Below are 22,486 nucleotides of genomic sequence, written 5' to 3'. Positions count from 1 at the left end.
GCATGTCGTCGCGCTGATCGAAGGCCACCGCCGGTGCCTTGGCCAGCGCCGCAGGCGTGATCCCGTGCGGGAAGTGGCGGGCGACGAAGGCGGGGCTCGCGGCCAGTAGGTAGTGCATCTCGCCGAGCTCATCGACGCAGCAGCCGGCAAGCGGCTGGGGTTGCAGGCTGACGGCGCCGAACGCCTGGCCCTCGCGCACCTTGTCGAGGGTGCGGCTCTCGTCATCCACCAGCAGGTTCAGCTCGATGGGATGTTGCTCCAGCAGCGGACCGAGGGCGGGCAGGAACCAGGTGGCGAGGCTGTCGGCGTTGATGGCGATGCTGACCCGCACCGGCGCCTGCGGCTCGTCAGGGGAGAGCTCGCCGGCCAGCTCCAGCTCCAGCTGGCGCACCTGGCGATAGTGGGCCAGCAACTTCTGGCCGAGCTCGGTGGCCCGCAGCGGCTGGCTGCGAATGATCAGCGGCTCGGCAAATTGCTGCTCCAGCTGCTTGATGCGCTGGGAGATAGCGGACTGGGTGAGGTGCAGACGCTGGGCGGCCCGCTCGAAGTTTTGCTCCTCCATCACCGCATCCAGCGCCAGCAGCAGTTTGTAGTCCAGGGCTTTCATTAGATTTCCTTATCAACTTCTTGATGTAGAAAATATGCTACTTAAATGAGGGGCTGGCAACAAGCATGGGAGCCGTCATGGGGGTCTGGTCGGTACTAGACATCGGAGGGTCGGTCACTGTGATAAGTGACAGTAGCGGCGAAATGAGATTCATTGGATACTCATTCGGTCCGTTTTTGCATGGGGTGGAAACGGGCCATAGCGAGAGTTTTGGTCCCGGGCATGTCCCGGGACTTTTTTATGAGGCGGCTTGCTGGCGTGGGGGCCTAGCTTATTGGCTTCAAGGAGTGCCGAGCAGCTCGCCCGCTGGCTCGTATTGACCTCGCAGAGGCCGGTTGACGGCGCGCTCGAAACGCTCGTCCAGCAGGAAGCGGATGCCGACCCCGCGCACCGCGCCCAAATCCACCGCCTGACGGTGGCCGAGCCGCTCGATGGGCAGGCCGAGGCGGCGAAAGATCCGCTCCACCGGCAGACTGACCACGGCGACCAGCTCGCGGATCCCTTGCGCGCAGGCGAAGGCATAGACCTCGCGGAAGATGACGCAGGTCAGCTCGCTGATGCCATTGTCGAGCATGGGCGCCCGGTTGGCATCGATGGCGAGGCGGGTCAGCTCCCACACATCGGGGCTGCGCGGCGCCCGTTCGCCCGCGAGGGCACTGGGGAAGATGCTGGGCAGCATGTAATCCTGGGCGCAACTGAGCAGCCGGATGCAGCCGCACAGCCCTTGTTCGTCCTCAATCAGTACCCAGTGGGTGTCGGGCTTGTCGAAGCTGTCCTGTTCCAGACCCCGGTGGGATTCCACATCCCAGCCGAGCCGATCGGAGAAGACTCGCTTGCGGAAGCGATAAAGCTCGTTTTCGACCGCCCATCTGGGGTGTTCTTTTAATTTTCCTTTGAAAACAAGCATTCATGTCTCTCCATTTCATGGTTCGGCGCTATAATCCAAAGCCTTGGCCAGGGGGGCTAGCCTAATGACACGCGACCAACTGCTTGAGTATCTAGAACATTTCACACAGGTGACCGATGGCAATCGGTTGGCGGATCTGATCGGCCACTTCACTCTGGGGATGGGCTACGACTACTATCGTTTTGCGCTCATCCTGCCCATGTCGATGCAAAGGCCCAAGGTGGTGCTGTTCAATCAATGTCCCGACTCCTGGGTGCAGGCCTACGCGCTCAACAACATGCTGGCCTGCGACCCCATCATCCAGCTCGCCCGCCGCCAGACCCTGCCGATCTACTGGAACCGGCTGGATGACAAGGCGCGTTTTCTGCAAGAGGGCAGCATGGATGTGATGGGGTTGGCGGCGGAGTTCGGGCTGCGCAACGGCGTCTCGTTTCCGCTGCACGGGGGGGCGGGGGAGAACGGCATACTGTCGTTCATCACCGCCGAGCGTGCCTCCAGCGATCTGCTGCTGGAGTCCTCGCCCATCCTCTCCTGGATGTCCAATTACATCTTCGAGGCGGCGATCCGGATCGTACGGCTCGGCATGCGGGAAGAGGGCGTGCAGGAGTCCCTGACCGAGCGGGAGACCGAGTGTCTGTTCTGGGCCAGCGAAGGGAAAACCTCGAGCGAAATCGCCTGCATCCTCGGCATCACCGAACGCACCGTGAACTACCACCTCAACCAGGTGACCCGCAAGACCGGCTCCATGAACCGCTATCAGGCCATCGCCAAGGGAGTGAGCAGCGGGATCCTGCTGCCGAACCTGGATCAGGTGGTGGTCACCAACTTCCCCAGACTGCTGCAGTGATCGTCGCAGGCTAAGTGGCGCATCGGCGCCGCTTGGTCCGTCATCCGGGGTCATCATCTCTCTTCCCATCTGCCTGCCAGGCGACATTGAGGTCGAGTGGCGGCGCCTTGTCGTTCAGCTTGTGGCCGCTCAGCTCGTTATCGGGGTCCGTTCACGCCGCGTTTCCCGCGCTGACGTAATAACCCTGCTGATTCTCGGGTCACGGAGAGGGGCTCACAATTGTCAGATCCTGCAATTGACAGCCCGCCACAAAGGGCGTTGGGATTCCCATCATCAGATTTTTGAATGCATCAGAAAATGAATGAATTTCTCTGATTACGTCGCCTCCCTTATAGTGCCGCCATCATCCATACAGGGACGTCTCCTCCATGTTCGCCACCACACTGCAAGGCTTCACCCTCGGCCTCGCCATGATCATTCCCATCGGTGCCCAGAATGCCTTCGTGCTGAGTCGGGGCATTCACCGCAACCATCATCTGCTGGCGGCCACGCTCTGCTGCCTGTGCGATCTGGTGCTGATTGGAATTGGGGTATTCGGCGGGGCCAATCTGCTGGCGGCCAGCCCCATCGGACTGGCGCTGCTGACCTGGGGCGGGGTGTTGTTCCTCGGCTGGTTCGGCCTGCGCTCCCTGCGCAGTGCCTGGCAGGGGCAGGGGGCCGCGCTGGCGGATTCCCCCCAGCTGATGGGGGTCAAGAGCGTGCTGGCGATGACCCTCGGCGTGACCCTGCTCAACCCCCATGTCTATCTGGATACCCTGATGTTGCTCGGCTCCTTTGGCAGCCAGTTTGCCGAGTCGCTGCGGCCGGCCTTCGCGGCGGGGGCCATGCTGGCCTCCGTGGTGTGGTTCTACAGCCTGGCGTTCGGCGCGGCGGCGCTCTCGCCCTGGCTTGCTCGGGGCAGAGTGCAGCAAGCCATTGATATTGTTGTCGGTATCATCATGCTGGGGCTGGCAATCAAGTTGGCGAGCGGCGCCCTGATGGCGTCATAAGGCTATTTTTGTGCAGGGCTTCATAAAAATGAGTCCCGGCTTCATGTGCTGACATATTCGTCTGTTAAATTCCCGGCGCTGGTAAAGCGTTATTCATAATAAAAGGGAAAAGACAGTGAATAAAACTATGAAACTGGGTGCTATTGCAGCCATTGTGCTGTTGTCTGCCTGTAGCAACGAAAACGACAGCAAGGCGCAGCCGGGGACCGTCTCCCTGCGCCTGATCCAGACCTCTGATATCCACTCCAACGTGCTGGGCTATGACTACTACCAGAACAAGGAGGACCGCAAGTTTGGCCTCTCCCGCACCGCCCTGCTGATCCGGGCGGCCCGCGCCGAAAACCCCAACAACCTGCTGCTCGACAACGGCGATCTGATCCAGGGCACGCCGCTGGCGGACTACATCTTCGAGCAGTCCGGCGCGGGCTACCTCGACAAGCAGGCTCACCCCGTGTTCAAGGCCATGAACGAACTCGGCTATGACGCCGGCAACCTCGGCAACCACGAGTTCAACTACGGGCTGGATTACCTCGGCAAGGTGCTGACGGGGGCCAAGTTCCCCTATGTGAATGCCAACGTGTTCGAGGCGGGCGCCTTCAAGCGCGATGCCAAGGGGCAAATCGACTGGAGCGGCAACAAGTTCACCCCCTACCTGCTGCTGGAGCGCCAGGTGACGGATGACAAGGGCCAGACGCAGACCGTCAAGGTCGGCATCCTCGGCTTGACCCCGCCGCAGGTGTTGCAGTGGGACAAGCGCCACCTGGAAGGCAAGGTGGTGGTGGCCGACATGGTGGAAACCGCCAACCATTATGTGCCCGAGCTGCGCGCCAAGGGCGCCGATCTGGTGGTGGTGGTGGCTCACACCGGTATCAACGCCAACAGCTACGAAGCCATGATGGAGAACTCCGCTTGGCATCTGGCCAAGGTGAAGGGGGTCGATGCCCTGATGCTGGGCCACGCCCACAAGAACTTCCCCGGCGACTTCCCGGACTTGCCCGAGGTAGATAACCAGGCCGGCACCCTGAGCGGCATCCCGACCGTGATGCCAGGCTACTGGGGCAATCACCTCGGCATCATCGATCTCAAGCTGGAGCAGGTGGATGGCAAGTGGCAGGTGAAGCAGAGCCAGGCCAGCCTGCGCAAGATTGACTCAAGCGAAGGCAGCGCCGTGGATCAGCAGGTGGTCGATCTGGTGCAGGCGGATCACGACGCCACCAACCAATGGCTGGACGAGCCGCTCGGCAAGATAACCTCCCCCATCCACAGCTTCTTCGCCCTGGTGCAGGACGATCCCTCGGTACAACTGGTGAGCGACGCCCAGCGTCAGCACGCCGAGCAGCTGCAAAAAGATGGTCTGCTCAAGGAGCCTTATCCGATCCTGTCGGTCGCCGCCCCTTTCCGCGGTGGTCGCAACGGCATCAATGACTTCACCTATGTGGCTCAGGGCGACATCTCCCTGCGCAACGTCTCGGATCTCTACATCTACCCGAACACCCTGCAGGTGGTCGAGGTGAACGGGGCCACCGTCAAGGAGTGGCTGGAGATGAGTGCCGGTCAGTTCAACAAGATCGACGCGAGTCAGACCGGGGTGCAGTGGCTGGTGAACGAGAACTTCCCGACCTATAACTTCGACGTCATTGACGGGGTGAGTTACGAGGTGGACATCACCCAGCCAGCTCGCTACAGCAAGGAGGGCACCAAGGTGAGTGATGGCCAGCGCATCAGCGGCCTGACCTTCAACGGCCAGCCCATCGACCCGGCCCAGAAGTTCTACGTGGTGACCAACAACTACCGCGCCAGTGGCGGCGGCCACTTCCCGGGCGTTGATGGCAGCAACATCGTTCACGAAGATCCCTTCGAGACGCGGGAGATCATCGCCCAGTACCTGAAGTCCCAGTCTGCCGCCAATCCGTCCGGTTTCAGCCCGGCGGCCAACAACAACTGGCACATGAAGGCACTGCCCACTGGCGTGGATGTGCGGCTCTACTCCTCGCCGACCGACCAGGCGAAAGCCCTGGCGGGGACGGATCTGACGTACCAGTCCACCCTGCCGATGAGCGATGCCAAGCACCCTGGCTACGCCATCTACCGCCTGGTGCGCTGATAGCGGCGCTCAAGGCAGATAACAAAAAGCCCTCGCATTGCGAGGGCTTTTTCGTGGGAAAGAGGGCTTAGTAGAAACCCGCATCTTCCGGATTGGGGCGGGTCTTGAAGCGGCGGTGCAGCCACATGTACTGCTCGGGGGCACGGCGCACGGCGGCCTCGATTTCCCGGTTGGCACGGCTGGCATCGACCAGGTCATCACCGCTCGGATAGTCTGCCAGCGGCGCGCCGATATGCAGGGTGTAGCCATCCTGGGTGCGGATGTTGTAGCAGGGCAGGGTGACGGTGTTCTTGACCCGGGCCAGGGTGGCGGTGCCGGTGATGGTGGCGGCCTGCTCCACCGCAAAGTAGGGCACGAACACGCTGGCGTGGGAGCCATAGTCGTGATCCGGCGCGTACCAGAGCGCATCGCCGTTGCGCAGTGCCTTGATCATCCCCTTCACGTCCATGCGATCCACCAGGTACTTATTGGAGGCGCAGCGGCCGTGGTACTGGGCGTATTCCAGCACGGGGTTGGTGTTGGGGCGATAGACGCCGACCCCGGGCTGCACCAGGCCGAAGCAGCGGGCATTGAGTTCAAGGGTGAGGAAGTGGCAGGAGAGCAGCAGCATACCCTGACCGTTTTCGACGGCCGCAATGACATGCTCTTCCCCTTCCACCTTCATCAGGCGGCGCATCCGCCAGTCCGGCCAGAACCAGGCCATGCCGACTTCGAAGATGGCGCAGCCCACGCTCTCGAAGTTTTGCACCAGCAGGGCTTCGCGCTGATCCCGGCTGAGCTCGGGCATTGCCAGCTCCAGGTTGCGGCGCGCTATCTTGACACGAGATTTCAACAGCTTGCGAGCGAGGGTGCCGAGCTGGCGGCCGAGCCACATCTGGCTGCGCCAGGGCAGCAGCACCAGCAGCCAGAGCAGGCTGAGACCAAGCCAGCTACCCCAGTAGCGGGGATGGAACATATGGGGTTCTAGGTGCGGAGCATGTGCTTGGGCCATGAAGCGTCTCTTGTTCTCAATCGCAGATAATTCGGGGAGTTCAGTCGAACGGGGGAGCGGTGAATGCACCCATGGATCCCAGCCGATAACCTGACTCGCAATCTGAGGATTCTATCCGAAAAGGGGGGGAGGGTGCGAATGGCCATCGTCTGGTCGGAGGGGAAAGGCTGATCCGCAAGGGAGTGATTGCCGGTGGATCCGTGTTTTTTCACGTCGATTAAAAGAGTGTGATAAAATCTTGGGCTAAATTTTTCAGGTTTTGAGAGCCGATACAGATGAAGATCACCCTGCCCGAATTTGAAAAAGCCCGCGTTCTGGTCGTTGGCGATGTCATGTTGGATCGCTACTGGCATGGCCCCACCGGCCGGATCTCCCCCGAGGCCCCGGTGCCCGTGGTCAAGGTCGAGCACATCGAGGAGCGCCCGGGTGGCGCCGCCAACGTGGCCCTCAACTCGGCGGCGCTCGGTGCCCATGCCGTGCTGCTGGGACTGACCGGGCAGGATGAAGCCGCCGATGCCCTGGCGGGCCAGATGGCAGGGGTCAAGGTCGCCTGTGATTTCGTGCGCCTTGCCGATTACCCGACCATCACCAAGCTGCGGGTACTGTCGCGCAACCAGCAGTTGCTGCGTCTGGACTTCGAAGAAGCCTTCCACGATGTCGATGCCAGCCTGCTGATGAGCAAGGTCGAGCAGGCTCTGCCCAAGGCCGATGTGATGATCCTGTCTGACTACGGCAAGGGTGCCCTGAACGACGTGCCGGGCATGATTGCCCGCGCCCGCGCCGCTGGCATCCCGGTACTGGTGGATCCCAAGGGTACCGAATTCGAGAAGTATCGTGGCGCCACCCTGTTGACCCCCAACATGTCCGAATTCGAGGCGGTGGTGGGCAAGGTGAAGAGCGAGGACGAGCTGGTCGCCAAAGGGCTGGGACTGGTCAAGCGCTTCGAGCTGGATGCCCTGCTGGTAACCCGCTCCGAGAATGGCATGACCCTGATCCGCGAAGGCCAGCCCGAGCTGCACCTGCCGGCTCAGGCCCACGAGGTCTATGACGTGACCGGCGCCGGTGACACCGTCATCTCCACCCTGGCCACCTCCCTGGCCGCCGGCATGAGCCTGGACGAGGCCTGCGCCCTGGCTAACACGGCCGCCGGCATTGTGGTCGGCAAGCTGGGCACTTCCACCGTCAGCCCGGTAGAGCTCGCCAACGCGCTCTACACCGAGCAGGAGACCGGCTTTGGCGTCATGTCCGAGGCCCAGCTCAAGGTCGCCGTACGGGCTGCCCGTCTGCGTGGCGAGAAGGTGGTGATGACCAACGGCTGCTTCGACATCCTGCATGCCGGCCATGTCTCCTACCTCGCCAATGCGGGCAAGCTGGGGGATCGGCTGATCGTCGCGGTCAATACCGATGACTCGGTGCGTCGCCTGAAGGGACCGGGTCGTCCAGTTAATCCGACCGAGCGCCGCATGACGGTGCTGGCGGCACTGGGCGCCGTGGATTGGGTGGTGCCCTTTGCCGAGGACACGCCACAGCGGTTGATCGCCGAGATCCTGCCAGACCTCTTGGTCAAGGGCGGTGACTACAAGCCCGAAGAGATCGCGGGCTACGTCGAGGTGACCGCCAACGGCGGTGAGGTCAAGGTGCTGAACTTCGAGGATGGCTGCTCTACCAGTGATATCATCAAGACCATCCGCGAGCGCGGTTAAGCGGATATATAAGTGATGAAAAACCCGGCCAAGGCCGGGTTTTTTGATGGTCATTGCCCGCCGTCATAAGGCGGCAGCAGGCAACAAAAAGGCGACCATGGGGTCGCCTTTTTCATGGAGCCTGCGTGACTCAGGACTTCTTGGTGACCTGAGCGGCGGGCATCAGCCCCTGGTTCACGTCTTCCAGATCCTTCTGCTCCAGTATACCGGCGGCCTGCTTGAGAGAGAGGATGCTGAGGATGTAGTTGTAACGGGCCTCGGACAGTTTCTGCTTGGCCTGGTACAGCTTGCGGGTCGAGTCCAGCACGTCGACTATGGTACGGGTACCCACTTCATAACCGGCCTCGGTCGCCTTCAGAGCGCTATCGGCGGAGATGACGGACTGGCTGTAGGCACGCACCGAGCCAATGCTGGCATTCACGTTGTTGTAGGACGAACGCACCGTGCTCTGCACCGAGCGGAAGCTGCGCTCCAGCTGCTCGCTGGCGGCCACATAGTTGAATTGCGCCTGCTTGACCTGGGAGGTAGTGGCACCACCGGTGTAGAGCGGCAGTTTGAAGGTCAGACCGACGTTGCCTTCGTTGCTGCTGCTCTCGGGATTGCGGATCTCATCCTTGTAATCGTTGTAACCGGCGGTGAGGCCGGCGCCGAGATCCAGGGTCGGCTCGTGACCGGTCTTGGCCAAGTCGATCTGTTCCTTGGCGATGTCTTTGCCGATGCGGGCGTTATGCAGCTCCAGGTTCTTGTCCAGAGCCAGCTCCAGCCACTTGTCGGAGTTGAATGCGGTCTTCTGCGGGGCGAAACGGGCGGTGTTGAGCACGTCCAACTGGCGGTGATCGATACCGGTCAGCTCGCGCAGGCTCTCGTAGCTGTTGTCCAGGGTATTCTCGGCATTGATCTCGTCTGCCAGCGCCTGATCGCGCTCGGCCTCGGCTTCGTGCACGTCGGTGATGGCAGTCAGGCCCACTTCGAACCGTTGCTGGGTCTGTTCAAGTTGGCGTTCGACGGCAACCTTGTTGGCTCGTACGAATTCCAGGGTGTCCATCGCCTTGAGCACGTCGAAGTAGGCTTGGGAGGTGCGCAGCATCAGGTTCTGTATTTCGAGGTTGTAGCCGACATCAGATTGAGTGGCGCTCTTCTCGGTCAGGTCCAGGTTGACCCAGTTGCTGCGGCGGTAGACGGATTGATCCAGAGTCACAGAACCGGAGGCGTTGCTGTTGGTCATGGTGTCGTCTTTGTTCTGCAGATAGTTCAGACCGGCGCCCAGGTTGATCTGCGGCAGCAGGGCCGCGCGTGATTCATTGATCTTCTCGAAGGCTTGATCCCGTCTCGCCTTGGACTCCAGCAGCTGGGTATCCTTGACCTGGGCCTGTTGGTAGATCTCGATCAGGTTTTCGGCATGGGCAGCAGTGCTCACGCCCAGCATCACCATGACTGACAAGAGTGTTCTTTTCATATGATAGTTTTAACCTTATGTATCAACCCAAAGCTGTCCGCTGGATGAGGAGGGGGGATTGTCACCGAGCAAGCTTGATTTCAGCTTAACCACTCTACTATAAGCAAATTTGAATGCGAACTGTCTCTTTTCCAGCGACAGGAAGGTCAAGGATAGGAGAGGGTTTTCTCGGCTGTGCGCCTAGCCAAATGCCCTGTGGCTGCTAAAATCCATCCCTCATCGCCAGCGAGAACGAGTGAATGAACGTTCATTCATGTTCCCGAATATTATGGTCAAACCTAGCCAAGTCAAGCTGGCAGGAGTGTCGTATGTCTCAGCAAGCCTTGCCACAAACCAGTCACTACTCCGGTAGCGATGTAAAAATCATAGAAAAATCATCTGGATACAATGGTTTTTTCAAAATTAATGTCTACCGTCTGCAGCACAGGTTATTTGCAGGTGGCTGGAATGAGCCCATAGTACGCGAGCTGTTCGAGCGAGGCCATGCCGCCGCATTGCTGCCCTATGATCCGGTGCGAGACGAGATAGTGCTGGTGGAGCAATTCCGGATCGGTGCCATGGAAACCAGCGCGACGCCCTGGTTGCTGGAGCTGGTGGCCGGCATCATAGATGAAGGGGAGACCGCCGAAGTGGTAGTGCGCCGCGAGGCGGTGGAAGAGGCCGGTCTCGAGGTAGGTCGCTGCGAACACGCCATCAGTTATCTGGTGAGCCCGGGTGGCAGCACCGAGCGGATCGAGGTCTATGTTGGTGAAGTCGATGCCAGCAAGGCCGCCGGGATCCACGGTCTGGCGGAAGAGGGTGAGGACATCCGGGTGCATGTGGTGAGCCGCGAGCAGGCCTATGCTTGGCTGAAAGAGGGGCGTATCGACAACGCGGCTTCCATCATCGCCTTGCAGTGGCTGGCGCTCAATCACGGTGAGCTGCAAGCACGCTGGCTGGCGGGGCGCTGAGGTGGCGTTCACCCAGCAGCAGTTCAAGCGCTATGTGCCGGATCTGATGTCCCTGCAGCGCACCTGCGAGGTCAACTACTCACGGGTTTTGATTGATGGAGCTGCGAGATGCCGTTAGTCCAGGGCTCGATGAAACGCTATGTGCCGGATCTGATGTCCCTGCAGCGCACTTGCGAGGTCAACTATATGGCCTTGATGAAACTGCTGCCTCCTGGCGGCAGCGTGGGGGCCGAGCGCCGTTATCAGGTCGGCAACGGTTTGCAGTTCCAGCTCACCGTCAGTGGAGAGAGCCGCTTCACCAGTCAGGTGATACTGGCCCAGCACAACCCCGAGTTGCCGAGCTACTTGCAGGCTCGCATAGAGATTCGTTTGTATCACGATGTGCGGATGGCGGAAGTGTGTGCCGCGCAACAGATTTCGATGTTGCAACCACGTTATGATTATCCCAATCAAAAAATGCACCACAGAGATGAAAAAGAGCAGGTAAATCTGTTCCTGGCCGATTGGCTAAAATTTTGTCTCAAGCATGGCACCAGCCCAATAAACATCCTCTAGTTGAACTCATAAAAAGAAGCGTGATTTTGGAAACAGAGCTACCCCAGGCGCCGGACGGAAGCGTGCGTCTGTTACAGATTACCGATACCCATCTCTTCGCCAGCGCCGAGGGACGACTGCTGGCCGTGCGTACCGCCGAGAGCCTGGCTGCCGTGCTGGAACGGGTGCAGGCCAATGCGCATCCGTTCGATCTGATCCTGGCCACGGGCGATCTCTCTCAGGATCACAGCCCGGAATCCTATCTGCGTTTCGCCAGCCTGATGGCACCCCTGGCACGCCCCATCTACTGGCTGCCCGGCAATCATGACGATGGTCCCCTGATGACCGAATACCTGCATGCGGCCGGGATCAGTGAAGCCAAGCAGCTGGTGGGTGAACACTGGCAGGTGATCCTGCTCGATACCCAGGTGCGTGGCAAACCTCACGGCGTGCTCGGTGATCACCAGCTGGCGGCACTGGATCTGGCTCTGCGCCAGCACCCCGAGCGGCATGCCCTCATCGCCCTGCATCATCAGGCGGTGCCGGTGGGCTGCGCTTGGCTGGATCAGCACAACCTCAAGAATGCCGACGATCTGTTTGCGGTGCTGGCTCGCCATCCGCAGCAGAAGACCATCCTGTTCGGCCATGTGCATCAGGAGTTTGACGAGGTGCACCAAGGAGTGCGGCTCATCGCCAGCCCCTCTACCTGCATTCAGTTCAAGCCACTGTGCGATGGTTTCGCACTGGACGAGTCCGGCCCGGGCTGGCGCTATCTCAGCCTACATCCGGATGGCCGGATCGACAGCCAGGTGTGGCGCCTGCCGATGGGGCAGTTCGTGCCCGACCCCAATGCCACCGGCTATTGAGAGGGTCACCATGAGCTCAGTTCTACTTTATCTACACGGCTTCAACTCCTCGCCGCGCTCTGCCAAGGCGCAGCCAATGGGGAGGCCTGCATGACATCCGTTCTGCTTTATCTGCACGGCTTCAATTCGTCACCGGGATCCGCCAAGGCGCAACAGATGGCGGCTTGGGTCGCACAGCACAGACCCGATATCGAGGTCATGATCCCGGCCCAGCCCAATACCCCGGCGGCGGCCTGGGCGGCCATCGAGCGATGCATCGAAGACTCCATGGCCCGTTACGGCACGGCGCTGCGGCTCGGCGCCGTGGGCAGCTCTCTCGGTGGTTTCATGGCGACGCAGGTGAGTGAGCGCTATGGCTGCCGGGCCGCGCTGATCAATCCCGCGGTGCGCCCATACGAGCTGTTGCAGGATTATCTGGGATCGCAGACCAACCCCTATACCGGTGAGTGCTACGAGCTATTGCCGGCACACATGGATGAACTGCGAGCGCTGGCGCAGCCGGTGACGGCGCCCGAGCGGCTCTGGATCCTGCAGCAACAGGAAGACGAGGTGCTCGACTATCGCAAGGCGCTGGACGAATACCGCTTCGCCCGTCTGTCGCTGGAGTGCGGTGGCAATCACGCCTTCGTGGGATTCGAGCGTTATTCCGCCCAGATAGTTCACTTCCTCGGGCTCTAGCCATGCAACCGCCCTTGGCCGCCTTTCTGGAACAGGTGCTGGCCACGGCCCAGGCCGGGCTCACCTATTCCAAAGACCCCTTTGATATCGGCCGCTTTCAGGCGCTGCGGGAGGCCACGGTCGCCCTTATCGCCAGCCAGAGCGAGCTGGATCCCGAGGCCATTGCAGGCTGGATAGCGCTCGATAGCGGCTATCCCACTCCCAAGCTGGACGTGCGGGCGTTGATCCTCAATGACGCGGGGCGACTGTTGCTGGTGCAGGAGCGCAGCGATGGGCTCTGGACCCTGCCGGGTGGCTGGTGCGACATCGGCGACTCGCCGGCCGCCACCGTGGTGCGTGAAGTGCGCGAGGAGACGGGGCTCGAGTGCCGCGCGGTTCAACTGCTGGCGCTGTTTGACAAGCACAAACACCCCCATCCCCCTCAGTTGCCCCACGCCCACAAGGCGTTCTTCCTGTGCGAGGTGACGGGGGGCGAGCTGCTGACCCAGACCGACGAGACCCAAGGGGCTGCCTACTTCCCTCTCGATGAACTGCCCGCCCTCTCTTTGCATCGGGTGGTGGCGTCGCAGCTGCGCACCCTGCATGCCCATGTGCAGCAAGGTCGGCGCGATACCCTGTTCGACTGATCCCGGGCCTTGTCCCGTGGCAAGGAAGCCAAATGATCAAACGTATCGGCAATACCCTCATCCAGCCGAAGCACAGGGCCAGCTGTCATTGCGGGGCCGTGGCGCTGGAGCTCAGCCTGCCGGATGGGGTGGTGGATCCCCGCCGTTGTGACTGTTCGCTGTGCCGTCGCCGTGGCGCCATCGTCGCCTCGGTGCCGCTCGCAGGTATCCGCATCCTGCAGGGGGAGGCGGTGCTGCGCTGTTATCAATTCAACACCTTGACCGCCAGACACTATTTCTGCTCTGTCTGCGGCATCTATACCCATCATCAGCGTCGCTCCAATCCGGCCGAATATGGCTACAATCTCGCCTGCCTCGATGGCGTCAATCCGTTCGAGCTCGGTGAAGTGTCGCTGCGAGACGGAGTGAATCACCCGGCGGATCGGGAGGCCTGAGCAAGCGGGTTCCATCCGCTGCTGTGGCGCGCCCGATGGCTGTGTTAACCTTGCCAGACCTGCCAAGGCGCAGGTCATCACCGATTTTCTCAGCCCTCCTCTTACCAATAGGGAGCACGCTTTTGACCACAGCTGCAGCGCTGCCCGACCTGATCCTGGGTGCTTCGCTCTATTTTCCTCCTCTGTTCAAGGCCGTGCTGCTCGGTCTGCTGGGCTGGTTGCCGGTGCATCATCTACTGCGTGACTGGCTCTACAGCGGGGATGTCTGGCATCCTCTGTTGATGGATCTCTCCCTGTTTGTCCTCGCCGTCAGTGGCGCCTTATGGATTCTGGTACATGGCTAAATCACCCCTCGCGACCCTCAAATATTTCTCCACCCTGCTGGTCTGCGCCCTGGCGCTGGTGGCGCTCTGGTGGTTGTGGAACTACTACATGCAGGGCCCCTGGACCCGGGATGGCAAGGTGCGGGCCGAGCTGGTCAGCATCACCCCCGAGGTGTCGGGCAAGATCATCAAGATCTGGGTGCGGGACAACCAGCTGGTGAAGACGGGGGACACCCTGTTCAGCCTGGATCCCGAGCCCTACCGGATCGCACTGGACAACGCCAATGCGGCGCTGGCCAAGGCCAGGTCGGATCTGGACAAGGCCGAGCACGAGGCCAGCCGCCGGCAGAGTTTGTCTCGCACCGTCATCTCCGCCGAGGCGGTCGATGAGTCCAGGCTCAACGCTCAGGCCATGAAAGCCGCCTATCAGGTGACACAGGCCAATCTGGAACAGGCCAAATGGTCGCTCGCCAAGACCGAGGTGCATGCCTCCAGCGACGGTTACATCACCAACCTGCAGACCCGGGTCGGCAACTATGCCAGTGCCGGGGTGCCGCTGGTGGCGCTGGTGGATATTCACTCCTTCTATGTGCAGGGTTATTTCGAGGAGACCAAGCTCAGGCACATCCAGCCGGGCAAGCCGGCGCAGATGGTGCTCTACAGCGGGGAGCAGGCGCTGCGAGGCGAAGTGGAGAGCGTAGGGCGCGCCATTCACGACCAGAGCGTGGAGGGCAGTGACAGCTTGTTGCTTGACGTCAAACCGAACGTGCCCTGGGTGCGGCTGGCGCAGCGGGTGCCGGTGCGGATCCGCCTGCTGGAGGTGCCTCCCGAGCTGGCACTGATCGCTGGTACCACCTGTACCATCACCATAGGCGACTAGGGTGGCAGCAACGGCTTCGCTGTGGCAACGCACTCCCTGGGCTCAGGCCAATGAGAGCCAGTGGCGCTATGCCCTGCGCAACAGCCTGGCCATGTGTCTGTCGCTCTGGCTGGCCTTCGTGTTGCAGCTCGATTCCCCCTACTGGGCCATGACCTCGGCCGCCGTGGTGAGCTTTCCCACCGTCGGCGGCGTCATCAGCAAGAGCCTGGGGCGGGTGGTGGGCAGCCTGCTTGGCGCCATGGCTGCGGTGGTGCTCTCAGGGCTGGGACTGGCCGATCCCTGGCTCTTCACCTTCCTCATCGCGACCTGGCTTGGGCTCTGCACCTACGTCTCCAACCACTATCAGAACAACGTCTCCTACGCCTTCGCGCTGGCGGGCTACACGGCCGCCATCATCGCCTTCGCCTGCGTCAATGTGGACGATCCCCAACATATCTTCGACATCGCCCAGGCCCGGGTCAGCGAGGTGATCGTCGGCATCCTCTGTGGCGGCCTGATGATGATGATCCTGCCGAGCCTCTCCGATGGCGAGACCCTGCTGGGATCGCTTCGCAAGAGCCAGAGCCGGCTGCTGGAACATGCCCAGCTACTGTGGCTGGGAGCGGCGGGCTCCGACGTGCGCAGCGCCCATGAGGGGATGATCGGCCAGATCCTCACCATGAACGTGCTGCGCATCCAGGCGGTCTGGAGCCACCACAGGCTCAGGCGCCACAACAAATTGCTCAACTTCCTGCTGCACCGCCAACTGCGCATGGTCAGCCTGCTCTCGGGCCAGCGCCGCATGTTGCACAACCTGCCAGAGCAAGGCGCCGACCTGCAGCCGCTGCTGACCGAGGTGCTGGGCGCCCTGAGCGATCCCGCTTGTGACAAGCTTCGCATCGCACGGCTGCTGGCTCCGCTCGCAACCGAAGCGAGTGGGGATTATCGTCGCCGCACCTTCTGGCTGCGGTTGCGTAACTTCTGCTGGAGTTATCTGGAGTGCCAGCGCTGGTTGAACCGGCTGGTGCATTACGACGCCCAGGAGTGGCCAGCACCGCCGCGCCACACCTCGCTCGCCAGCCACACCGACACCCTTGAGGCGGCCTACAACGGTGGTCGCACCTTCCTCTGCGTGCTGTTGGGCTGCGCGTTCTGGATCAACACCCAGTGGGAGTCGGGGGCCTCGGCGCTGACCATGCTTTCCATCTGCTGCGTGCTCTATTCGGCAGGAGCCGCACCCCTGAAGGGGGTGAGTAACATGCTCAACGCCATTCTGCTGCTGAGCCTCGCCTGCTTCGCCATCAAGTTCGGTCTGATGATCCAGATCGACGACTTTTGGGTATTCTGCGCCCTGCTGTTTCCGGTGCTGATCACCATGCAGTTGCTCAAGTTACAGCGGCCGTCGTCGGCGGCGCTCTGGGGCCAGCTCATCGTGCTGCTCGGCTCCTTCCTCGCCATCACCAATCCGCCGAGCTACGACTATCAGAGCTTCGTCAATGACAGCATCGGCAAGGTGCTGGGGGTGATGGTGGCCGGGCTGGCGTTCCAGATCCTCAGACCGAGCTCGGATCGGCGCAAGAGCCGCCGTCTGATCCGGCTACTGCGCCGGGATTTCATGGATCAGCTGGCGCCCTCCCCGCGACAGGGCGAGCCCCAGTTCGAGTCCAGGGTCTATCATGCCATCGGCCAGCTCAGTCAGGGCCAGGATCAGAGTGCCCGACTCTGGGTGCTGCGCTGGGGCGTGGTACTGCTCAACTGCAGTCATATCGTCTGGCAACTGCGCCAGTGGCGGGGCAAGGATCCGGCGCTCTATCTGGTGCGAGATGGCTGTGTGCGCTGCCTGCGAGGGATCCTCACCGAGGGCGGCGTGCAGCATGACTCCCTCAGCCAGACCCTGGCCGAGCTACGCCGCATCAGCCAGGGGCTGGCTCACCACAGAGAGCCGGCAGCGCTGGAGCTGGCAGGGCTGGTGTGGCGACTGCATTGCTCCCTGTCCCAGTTGTTGCAGGCACTGCCGGTGGCGACAGACACCCGTTGATCCCGGTCTGAGTGGCCGCCACCGCCTGTCTGGATCACCCTTTGTAACAGCCGGGTTTGTCCAACGCCGTCCCAACGAGTAAGATCCTCCCCAAACGTCAATTCGCAAGGCCCTCCATGTCCACTCAATACAATGCCGATGCCATTGAGGTCCTCAATGGCCTCGAACCGGTGCGTCGCCGCCCCGGCATGTACACCGACACCACCCGGCCCAATCACCTCGGCCAGGAGGTTATCGATAACAGTGTCGATGAGGCGCTGGCGGGTCATGCCCGTACCCTGGAGGTGACCCTGTATGAAGATCAGTCCCTCGAGGTTGTCGATGACGGCCGTGGCATGCCGGTCGACATCCACCCGGAAGAGGGGGTCTCGGGGGTTGAGCTTATCCTCTGCAAGCTGCACGCGGGCGGCAAGTTCTCCAACAAGAACTACCAGTTCTCCGGCGGCTTGCACGGGGTAGGCATCTCGGTGGTGAACGCGCTGTCCGACAGAGTCGAGGTGACGGTGCGCCGGGACGGTCAGGTCTATGACATCGCCTTCGAGCGCGGCGACAAGGTGCAGGAGCTGACCATCAGCGGGACCTGTGGCCGTCGCAACACCGGTACCCGGGTGCGCTTCTGGCCCCAGGCGAGCTACTTCGACTCGCCGCGCTTCTCGGTCTCCAAACTCGAGCACCTGCTCAAAGCCAAGGCCGTGCTCTGCCCCGGCCTCACCATCAAGTTTCTCGACAAGAACACCGGCATCAAGCTGGAGTGGTGCTACGAGGATGGTCTCAAGGATTACCTCGTTGATGCAGTCAAGCAGTTCACCTGCCTGCCGGAGCAGCCCTTCATCGGCGCCTTCAGCACCGAGCAGTCCGCGGTGGACTGGGCGCTGTGCTGGCTGCCGGAAGGGGGCGAGTGCCTCGCCGAATCCTATGTGAACCTCATTCCCACCGCCCAGGGCGGCACCCACGTCAACGGCCTGCGCCAGGGCTTGCTTGACGCCATGCGCGAGTTCTGCGAATTCAGAAACTTGCTGCCACGCGGGGTGAAACTCACGCCGGAAGATATCTGGGAGCGCTGCGCCTACATCCTCTCGGTCAAGATGCAGGATCCGCAGTTTGCCGGTCAGACCAAGGAGCGGCTGTCGTCGCGCCAGAGCTCGGCGTTCGTGTCCGGGGTGGTGAAGGATGCCTTCAGCCTCTACCTCAACAGCAACACCGAGCTGGCGGAGCAGATCGCCGAGATCTGCATCAGCAGCGCCCAGCGCCGACTGCGCGCCGCCAAGACGGTGGTGCGCAAGAAGATAACGCAAGGCCCGGCCTTGCCCGGCAAGCTCACCGACTGCAACTGCGCCGACCCCATGCAGGGGGAGCTGTTCCTGGTGGAGGGTGACTCCGCGGGCGGCAGCGCCAAGCAGGCGCGGGATCGCGAGTTCCAGGCCATCATGCCCCTGCGCGGCAAGATCCTGAACACCTGGGAGGTGGAGGCCGGTCAGGTGCTCGCCTCGCAAGAGGTGCACGACATCTCGGTCGCCATCGGGCTGGATCCGGACTCCGAGGATCTCAGCGGCCTGCGCTACGGCAAGGTGTGCATCCTCGCGGATGCGGACTCGGACGGTCTGCACATCGCCACCCTGCTGTGCGCCCTCTTTGTTAAGCATTTCCGCACCCTGGTCAACAAGGGCCACGTCTATGTGGCCATGCCGCCGCTCTACCGGATCGACATCGGCAAAGAGGTCTTCTATGCCCTCGACGAGGACGAGAAGAACGGCGTGCTGCAACGGGTCGAGGCCGAGAAGAAGAAAGGCAAGGTGATGGTGACCCGATTCAAGGGGCTGGGTGAGATGAACCCGAAACAGCTGCGGGAAACCACCATGGATCCCAATACCCGTCGTCTGGTGCAGCTCACCATGGGCGAGGAAGTGGAGGAGGGGGAGGCAACTCTGCAACTGATGGACATGCTGTTGGCCAAGAAGCGTTCAGGGGATCGCCGTGAGTGGCTGGAAGAGAAGGGCAACCTTGCGATCATCTAAGCCAATGGCCTCTGTCGCCCGCCGACCCGAATTTCAGGTGCGCCGCCAAGCGGCACACCTTAGCAAGAGAACAACCTTATGAGTGATGCTATCGAGCTCAGTCTGGACGGGGTGGAGCGCCAGCCGATGCGCGCCTTCACCGAACAGGCTTACTTGAACTACTCCATGTACGTCATCATGGACCGGGCTTTGCCCCATATCGGCGATGGCCTCAAACCCGTGCAGCGGCGCATCATCTACGCCATGAGCGAGCTGGGGCTGTCCGCGCTCTCCAAGCACAAGAAGTCCGCCCGTACCGTGGGTGACGTGCTGGGTAAGTACCATCCCCACGGCGACAGCGCCTGCTATGAAGCCATGGTGCTGATGGCCCAGCCGTTCTCCTATCGCTACCCGCTGGTGGACGGTCAGGGCAACTGGGGGGCGCCGGACGATCCCAAATCCTTCGCCGCCATGCGTTACACCGAGGCGCGGCTGTCGCGCTTCTCCGAGCTGCTGCTCTCCGAGCTCGGCCAGGGCACGGTGGAGTGGACGCCGAACTTCGACGGCACCATGAAAGAACCCGTGGTGCTGCCGGCTCGGCTGCCCCATATCCTGCTCAACGGCATCACCGGTATCGCGGTCGGGATGGCGACGGATATCCCGCCTCACAACGCGCGGGAAGTGGCTTATGCTTGCGCCGAGCTGCTAGACAACCCGAACGTGGGTCTGGATGTGCTAATGCAGCATATTCAAGGGCCGGACTATCCGACCGATGCCGAGATCATCACGTCTCGGGATGACATCCGCAAGATCTACGAGACCGGCAAGGGCTCCATCAAGCAGCGGGCGGTGTGGAGCGAGGAGGATGGCGACATCGTCATCACCGCGCTGCCTCATCAGGCCTCCGGCGCCAAGATCATGGAGCAGATCGCCGCCCAGATGGTGGCCAAGAAGTTGCCCATGGTCACCGATCTGCGAGACGAATCTGATCACGAAAACCCGACTCGGCTGGTGATCATCCCCCGCTCCAACCGGGTGGACGTGGAAGGATTGATGGCCCACCTGTTCGCCACCACGGATCTGGAGAAAAACTACCGGGTCAACCTCAACATCCTGGGGCTGGACAATCGACCCCAGGTGAAGACCCTCAAGATGATCCTCTCCGAGTGGATCACCTTCCGCCGCGAGACTGTGCGTCGTCGCCTGCAATTCCGCCTCGACAAGGTGCTGGCGCGCCTGCACATCCTCGAAGGCTTGCTGGTCGCCTATCTCAACATCGACGAGGTGATCGAGATCATCCGCACCGAGGATGAGCCGGGCAAGGTGATGGTGGAGCGCTTCAACATCAGCGAGACCCAGGCCGAAGCGATCCTCGAGCTCAAACTGCGCCATTTGGCGAAGCTCGAAGAGTTCAAGCTGCGCGCCGAGCAAAGCGAGCTGGCCGAAGAGCGCGACAAGCTGGAACTCATTCTGGGTTCCGAGCGTCGCCTCAATACCCTGCTCAAGAAAGAGCTGCTGGCGGATGCCGAAAAGTACGGCGACGATCGCCGCACCCCGCTGGTGGAGCGTGCCACCGCGGTGGCGCTGACCGAAAAAGAGCTCACCCCGAGCGAACCGGTCACCGTCATTCTGTCTGACAAGGGCTGGGTGCGCGCCGCCAAGGGCCACGACGTGGACGTGGAGGGGCTCTCCTACAAGGCAGGCGATGCTTATCTCGCCCACGCCTGTGGTCGCAGCAACCAGCAGGCGGTGTTCCTCTCTACCCTGGGGCGCACCTATGCGCTGGAGGCCCATACCCTGCCTTCTGCCCGCAGTCAGGGCGAGCCGCTAACCGGCCGCTTTGCGCTGGGCGCCGGCGAGGAGGTACGCCATCTGGTGATGGGCAACGAGGGTGAGCCTTACCTGATTTGCTCCGATGCCGGTTATGGGTTTGTGTGCAACTACGACGACCTCATCGGCAAGAACAAGAACGGCAAGGCACTGCTGACCGTGCCGGAAGGGGGTCTGGTGATGGCGCCCCAGAAGATTGGCTCGCCGGAGAGCGATCTCTGCATGGCCATCTCCAACGAAGGCCGCATGCTGCTGTTCCCGCTCAGCACCCTGCCGGTGCTCGGCAAGGGCAAGGGCAACAAGCTCATCAGCATCCCCTCAGCGCGCGTGAAGGCGCGGGAGGAGTTTATGGTGATGGCCGCCATCATTCCTCAGGGCCAGTGCGTGACCCTGTTCGCCGGCAAGCGCAAGCTGACCCTCAAACCATCTGACCTTGACTACTACCGCGGCGAGCGCGGCCGCCGTGGCGCCAAGCTCCCCCGTGGTCTGCAGCGAGTGGACAGGATTGAAATAGAGATGGACGTAAACCTTGAGAAAGAAACGAGCAAAAATGCATACGGTAAGGCAGAGTAACGAATGTTAAATAAAGAGCGCAAGCCGATAATATTCTCTTTTTTCTCCGGAGCTGGTTTTTTAGACCTTGGGTTTGAAATGTCAGGCTTTGATATTCGTTTTGTGAATGAGTTGCATAAACCATTTTACGATGCATATGTACATGCACGAAAAGTAATGAAAATTCCTGAGCCAGTTTATGGGCATCATTTGGAAAGTATAGAAGAGTATGTTTTTGGGAGCAAAACGACAAAATTGATGGATTTGATCCAGAATGCTAAAAATGAAGGCCTTGTTGGATTTATCGGCGGACCTCCTTGCCCTGACTTTTCTAATGGTGGAAAAAACTTAGGCCATAAGGGGGATCATGGTCGTCTTACTAAAGAATATATTGATCTGATAATCAATCATAAGCCAGATTTTTTCTTGTTCGAAAATGTGAAAGGTTTGTGGAAAACGGAAAAGCATCGTGTTTTTTATAATGAGATGAAATCTTTACTTGGAAAGTCTGGATACGCACTGACGGATTTCATGGCTAATAGTCTTGAGTTTGGTACACCACAAGATCGGGATAGGATTATGCTATTTGGAATAAATGACAGCTTATTGGATGCCAATATTTCAAATAGGATTGACGTGGACTTTCCATGGCGTCGCCATGCTCTTTTTAGTAAAGACTTAATACCGGAAAAAAAACTTTGGCCACAAAAGGAAATGTATTTTCCTGGGTCAAAAAAACTGCCCCCTAAAAATATAGTTCCATATATAGAGTTAACAGTAGAACATTGGTTTGAAAAAAATGATGTATTAAATCATCCTAATGCCATACATTATTTTAAACCAAGAAATGGCCTTGTTAAATTCCAAACCATACTGGAAGGTGACGATAGTCGTAAGTCATTTAAAAGATTGCATCGGTGGCGTTACTCTCCAACGACAGCATATGGAAATAATGAAGTACATCTACACCCTTATCAAGATCGTAGATTGAGTGTATCTGAAGCATTGTCAATACAGTCTTTACCAAAAGAGTTTGAGCTACCATCTACAATGTCTCTTACGGATATGTTCAAGACAATTGGTAATGGAGTGCCATTTTTACTTTCTACGGCTATAGCAAAATCTATATTTGACTATTTGTCTAATGTGAATAATAAGTAAAATCTTAGTGTAGAAACTTAAATTCTCTTATGGTAAG

General features: G+C 60.3%; 21 protein-coding genes. 17 read left to right on the top strand and 4 right to left on the bottom strand.

Annotated features, from left to right (window positions below):
• Positions 1-607, bottom strand: a 607-nt coding sequence (locus tag BN1137_RS05845; RefSeq protein ID WP_050717686.1) for an ArgP/LysG family DNA-binding transcriptional regulator, incomplete at its 3' end; no start/stop codon positions are given.
• A gap of 280 nt (positions 608-887) precedes the next feature.
• Complete coding sequence (locus BN1137_RS05840; protein ID WP_050717685.1) at positions 888-1,514, bottom strand: acyl-homoserine-lactone synthase; 627 nt, start codon at positions 1,512-1,514, stop codon at positions 888-890.
• A 64-nt stretch (positions 1,515-1,578) separates the two neighbouring features.
• On the opposite strand from BN1137_RS05840, the gene BN1137_RS05835 reads away from it, so the two are divergent.
• The 3 genes from BN1137_RS05835 (at position 1,579) to BN1137_RS05825 (ending at position 5,454) form a co-directional block, all read left to right on the top strand.
• Positions 1,579-2,361 (top strand): LuxR family transcriptional regulator, encoded by a 783-nt coding sequence (locus BN1137_RS05835; RefSeq protein WP_050717684.1) that lies wholly within the window; start codon positions 1,579-1,581, stop codon positions 2,359-2,361.
• A 368-nt stretch (positions 2,362-2,729) separates the two neighbouring features.
• Positions 2,730-3,350, top strand: coding sequence for an L-lysine exporter (gene lysE / locus BN1137_RS05830; RefSeq protein ID WP_050717683.1), 621 nt, complete (start codon positions 2,730-2,732; stop codon positions 3,348-3,350).
• 127 nt (positions 3,351-3,477) lie between these two features.
• Complete coding sequence (locus BN1137_RS05825; RefSeq protein ID WP_050717682.1) at positions 3,478-5,454, top strand: bifunctional 2',3'-cyclic-nucleotide 2'-phosphodiesterase/3'-nucleotidase; 1,977 nt, start codon at positions 3,478-3,480, stop codon at positions 5,452-5,454.
• 67 nt (positions 5,455-5,521) lie between these two features.
• Here BN1137_RS05825 and lpxL read toward each other — a convergent pair whose 3' ends face one another.
• The gene (gene lpxL / locus BN1137_RS05820; protein WP_050717681.1) at positions 5,522-6,445 is read right to left on the bottom strand and encodes an LpxL/LpxP family Kdo(2)-lipid IV(A) lauroyl/palmitoleoyl acyltransferase; all 924 of its coding nucleotides are present in this window, start codon (positions 6,443-6,445) and stop codon (positions 5,522-5,524) included.
• A gap of 275 nt (positions 6,446-6,720) precedes the next feature.
• Between lpxL and hldE the strand changes: the two genes are divergently transcribed.
• Positions 6,721-8,148 (top strand): bifunctional D-glycero-beta-D-manno-heptose-7-phosphate kinase/D-glycero-beta-D-manno-heptose 1-phosphate adenylyltransferase HldE, encoded by a 1,428-nt coding sequence (hldE, locus tag BN1137_RS05815; RefSeq protein WP_050717680.1) that lies wholly within the window; start codon positions 6,721-6,723, stop codon positions 8,146-8,148.
• Positions 8,149-8,278: 130 nt separating this feature from the next.
• On the opposite strand, the gene tolC is transcribed toward hldE, so the two are convergent.
• Positions 8,279-9,604: an outer membrane channel protein TolC gene (tolC, locus tag BN1137_RS05810; RefSeq protein WP_050717679.1), complete on the bottom strand. Its 1,326-nt coding sequence runs from the start codon at positions 9,602-9,604 to the stop codon at positions 8,279-8,281.
• A 308-nt stretch (positions 9,605-9,912) separates the two neighbouring features.
• On the opposite strand from tolC, the gene nudF reads away from it, so the two are divergent.
• The 13 genes from nudF to BN1137_RS05750 all read left to right on the top strand — a co-directional run bounded on the left by nudF (position 9,913) and on the right by BN1137_RS05750 (position 22,449).
• The gene (nudF, locus tag BN1137_RS05805) at positions 9,913-10,554 is read left to right on the top strand and encodes an ADP-ribose diphosphatase (protein ID WP_050717678.1); all 642 of its coding nucleotides are present in this window, start codon (positions 9,913-9,915) and stop codon (positions 10,552-10,554) included.
• 108 nt (positions 10,555-10,662) lie between these two features.
• The gene (locus BN1137_RS05800) at positions 10,663-11,109 is read left to right on the top strand and encodes a DUF1249 domain-containing protein (RefSeq protein ID WP_050717677.1); all 447 of its coding nucleotides are present in this window, start codon (positions 10,663-10,665) and stop codon (positions 11,107-11,109) included.
• 26 nt (positions 11,110-11,135) lie between these two features.
• Positions 11,136-11,954, top strand: coding sequence for a 3',5'-cyclic-AMP phosphodiesterase (gene cpdA, locus BN1137_RS05795; protein ID WP_050717676.1), 819 nt, complete (start codon positions 11,136-11,138; stop codon positions 11,952-11,954).
• Positions 11,878-12,048, top strand: a complete 171-nt coding sequence (locus BN1137_RS23150) for a YqiA/YcfP family alpha/beta fold hydrolase (protein WP_408605527.1) — start codon at positions 11,878-11,880, stop codon at positions 12,046-12,048. The genes cpdA and BN1137_RS23150 overlap by 77 nt, the downstream gene beginning before the upstream one ends.
• Complete coding sequence (locus tag BN1137_RS05790) at positions 12,045-12,632, top strand: YqiA/YcfP family alpha/beta fold hydrolase (RefSeq protein WP_050717675.1); 588 nt, start codon at positions 12,045-12,047, stop codon at positions 12,630-12,632. The genes BN1137_RS23150 and BN1137_RS05790 overlap by 4 nt, the downstream gene beginning before the upstream one ends.
• A gap of 2 nt (positions 12,633-12,634) precedes the next feature.
• Entirely contained in the window at positions 12,635-13,258 is a 624-nt protein-coding gene (locus tag BN1137_RS05785; protein WP_050717674.1) for an NUDIX hydrolase, read from the top strand.
• A gap of 32 nt (positions 13,259-13,290) precedes the next feature.
• A complete protein-coding gene (locus tag BN1137_RS05780; protein WP_050717673.1) occupies positions 13,291-13,692 on the top strand; it encodes a GFA family protein in 402 nt (133 codons plus the stop codon).
• A 122-nt stretch (positions 13,693-13,814) separates the two neighbouring features.
• Positions 13,815-14,036: a DUF1656 domain-containing protein gene (locus BN1137_RS05775; protein ID WP_083443377.1), complete on the top strand. Its 222-nt coding sequence runs from the start codon at positions 13,815-13,817 to the stop codon at positions 14,034-14,036.
• Positions 14,029-14,895 carry an efflux RND transporter periplasmic adaptor subunit gene (locus BN1137_RS05770; RefSeq protein WP_050717672.1) on the top strand — a complete coding sequence of 289 codons (867 nt, stop codon included), beginning with the start codon at positions 14,029-14,031 and terminating at the stop codon, positions 14,893-14,895. The genes BN1137_RS05775 and BN1137_RS05770 overlap by 8 nt, the downstream gene beginning before the upstream one ends.
• A 1-nt stretch (position 14,896) precedes the next feature.
• Positions 14,897-16,912 carry an FUSC family protein gene (locus BN1137_RS05765; RefSeq protein WP_050717671.1) on the top strand — a complete coding sequence of 672 codons (2,016 nt, stop codon included), beginning with the start codon at positions 14,897-14,899 and terminating at the stop codon, positions 16,910-16,912.
• A 116-nt stretch (positions 16,913-17,028) separates the two neighbouring features.
• Positions 17,029-18,927 carry a DNA topoisomerase IV subunit B gene (gene parE / locus BN1137_RS05760; RefSeq protein WP_050717670.1) on the top strand — a complete coding sequence of 633 codons (1,899 nt, stop codon included), beginning with the start codon at positions 17,029-17,031 and terminating at the stop codon, positions 18,925-18,927.
• Positions 18,928-19,005: 78 nt separating this feature from the next.
• Entirely contained in the window at positions 19,006-21,309 is a 2,304-nt protein-coding gene (gene parC, locus BN1137_RS05755) for a DNA topoisomerase IV subunit A (protein WP_050717669.1), read from the top strand.
• Positions 21,310-21,312: 3 nt separating this feature from the next.
• Complete coding sequence (locus tag BN1137_RS05750) at positions 21,313-22,449, top strand: DNA cytosine methyltransferase (protein WP_050717668.1); 1,137 nt, start codon at positions 21,313-21,315, stop codon at positions 22,447-22,449.
• The last annotated feature ends 37 nt before the right edge of the window (positions 22,450-22,486 follow it).

It is taken from the genome of Aeromonas tecta (genome assembly GCF_000820185.1).
Lineage (GTDB): Bacteria > Pseudomonadota > Gammaproteobacteria > Enterobacterales > Aeromonadaceae > Aeromonas > Aeromonas tecta.
Note: the sequence above shows the minus strand (reverse complement) of the source record. Positions and strands in the feature narration are given on the sequence as shown.

Coding starts and splice junctions, on each gene's coding strand:
- tolC (WP_050717679.1), bottom strand. CDS start 9,604: ATGAAAAGAACACTCTTGTCAGTCATGGTGATGCTGGGCGTGAGCACT.
- lpxL (WP_050717681.1), bottom strand. CDS start 6,445: ATGGCCCAAGCACATGCTCCGCACCTAGAACCCCATATGTTCCATCCC.
- parE (WP_050717670.1), top strand. CDS start 17,029: ATGTCCACTCAATACAATGCCGATGCCATTGAGGTCCTCAATGGCCTC.
- lysE (WP_050717683.1), top strand. CDS start 2,730: ATGTTCGCCACCACACTGCAAGGCTTCACCCTCGGCCTCGCCATGATC.
- nudF (WP_050717678.1), top strand. CDS start 9,913: ATGTCTCAGCAAGCCTTGCCACAAACCAGTCACTACTCCGGTAGCGAT.
- BN1137_RS23150 (WP_408605527.1), top strand. CDS start 11,878: ATGGCCGGATCGACAGCCAGGTGTGGCGCCTGCCGATGGGGCAGTTCG.
- BN1137_RS05840 (WP_050717685.1), bottom strand. CDS start 1,514: ATGCTTGTTTTCAAAGGAAAATTAAAAGAACACCCCAGATGGGCGGTC.
- BN1137_RS05835 (WP_050717684.1), top strand. CDS start 1,579: ATGACACGCGACCAACTGCTTGAGTATCTAGAACATTTCACACAGGTG.
- BN1137_RS05825 (WP_050717682.1), top strand. CDS start 3,478: ATGAAACTGGGTGCTATTGCAGCCATTGTGCTGTTGTCTGCCTGTAGC.
- BN1137_RS05790 (WP_050717675.1), top strand. CDS start 12,045: ATGACATCCGTTCTGCTTTATCTGCACGGCTTCAATTCGTCACCGGGA.
- hldE (WP_050717680.1), top strand. CDS start 6,721: ATGAAGATCACCCTGCCCGAATTTGAAAAAGCCCGCGTTCTGGTCGTT.
- BN1137_RS05780 (WP_050717673.1), top strand. CDS start 13,291: ATGATCAAACGTATCGGCAATACCCTCATCCAGCCGAAGCACAGGGCC.
- BN1137_RS05785 (WP_050717674.1), top strand. CDS start 12,635: ATGCAACCGCCCTTGGCCGCCTTTCTGGAACAGGTGCTGGCCACGGCC.
- BN1137_RS05800 (WP_050717677.1), top strand. CDS start 10,663: ATGCCGTTAGTCCAGGGCTCGATGAAACGCTATGTGCCGGATCTGATG.
- BN1137_RS05770 (WP_050717672.1), top strand. CDS start 14,029: ATGGCTAAATCACCCCTCGCGACCCTCAAATATTTCTCCACCCTGCTG.
- BN1137_RS05750 (WP_050717668.1), top strand. CDS start 21,313: ATGTTAAATAAAGAGCGCAAGCCGATAATATTCTCTTTTTTCTCCGGA.
- parC (WP_050717669.1), top strand. CDS start 19,006: ATGAGTGATGCTATCGAGCTCAGTCTGGACGGGGTGGAGCGCCAGCCG.